We start from the raw sequence: 1,446 nt of genomic DNA on the forward strand, positions 1-1,446 counted from the left end.
GACAATCATGAAGTACTGATTGCAACCCTCACGACGATTTCAAACCGCATAATAGCAACGTCTCTCAGTTCAGATCAAAACAATTTGCCAGCACACTCCCCCGCCGCGCGACCACAAGGCCACGCAAGTCGGGGGAGTGTGGGGGGAAGGGGGCGGATGGATGGATGATGGTTGGATGATACCGCCGCGCGACCACAAGGTCACGCAAGTCGGACCGTAGAGAGAGGGCTGTCATCACTGCGGGTCGTTCACCTTCTGTTCGATGACGCCATGGAGCTCTTCAATCTTCTTGTCCCTGCAACGCCTGCTCAATGAGAGACACATACGGACCATCGTGCGAGGACAACAACCACCGCATCATGAAGTGCGAGATGTTGATGCCACGCTGTGGGTCCTCACCCAAGCGATGCACCAAGCGGTTGATGCTCCTGGTCCGCGGGATGCTCGCCACCCACCTCCGGAAGCCCTCATAGTCCTCATACCAGACCGGTGGGTTCATGTCCAAGTTCTCGTCCTGGATGACAAAGCCGTTCTCCGGGTAGAAGCCCGTCACCACGTAGATGCCCACAATCTGGTCTGTGATAATGGGCTCAATGCGATGCACCTGCAGCGCTTCGTCCTCCTCCTGCTCTGCCTCTTCGTCCTCCTCCTGCTCTGCCTCTTCGTTCCCCTCCTGCTCTGCCACTTCGCCGACCCGCGGGTCATTCTCCGCATCCCGCACTCTTGCAAGGTATTCGTCGCGGAGCTGGGCGTAGTCACGGTCGTAGTATGCCGACAGGTGACGAGAAGCTGCCTCTCGCACTGCATCCGGGCTGTCAAGACTGCCGGTACCGAGCTCCTCACGTCCAGACTTGATCTTGATTGGCTCAGGGGAGTTCCAAGCAGCCTCAAGTGTCCTCTTGAGGGTGTGGAGGTCCAGGGGCATGTGGAACCTGACGTAGATGCAGTGCTCCTCCATGCGCTGGGCGGTTGTCAAGTCTTTCTTGAGCGCGCCACATGCCTTCACCCTCACAATGCACGAATTCCACCTGAACTCTGAATGCCGCGGTCCAAGGGCAACATCATAGAGGTCCATCCCCACCTCCTGCCAGTTATGGCGCAGAGCTCCACGTATCATGTGTTCCAGTCTCTCCCCACGTGCTGCTTCTCTCTGTTCTGCTGCCTCTGGCAATGTGGCCATGGCACCGGCGGCGGTGCCGAGGATAAGCTACAAAGATCTGAGAGCCCTTTGCAGCTGCGGAGCAGGCGATTGTGATAAGTGACAGCTGCTTGTTGCCATGACAATTAATCTGATCGTGACAAATCACAACTGCAATGTGCTTGTGTTCATTTTCTTCAACAAAGGACTGTGCATACCTGTCATGCCCAAGCACATGTTAAAACAATTGTGTCCGCCGCGCGACCACAAGGTCACGCAAGTCGGACTGATGATGATGATGATGATGA

General features: G+C 56.2%; 1 protein-coding gene. It reads right to left on the reverse strand.

Annotated elements, in window-relative coordinates:
* Window positions 1-280: 280 nt before the first annotated feature.
* Window positions 281-1,075 (reverse strand): hypothetical protein, encoded by a 795-nt coding sequence (locus tag ABWQ00_RS16040; protein ID WP_353239658.1) that lies wholly within the window; start codon window positions 1,073-1,075, stop codon window positions 281-283.
* Between the last annotated feature and the right edge of the window lie 371 nt (window positions 1,076-1,446).

Origin of the sequence: Limnohabitans sp., from assembly GCF_040400975.1 — a bacterium.
GTDB lineage: Bacteria > Pseudomonadota > Gammaproteobacteria > Burkholderiales > Burkholderiaceae_C > Limnohabitans_A.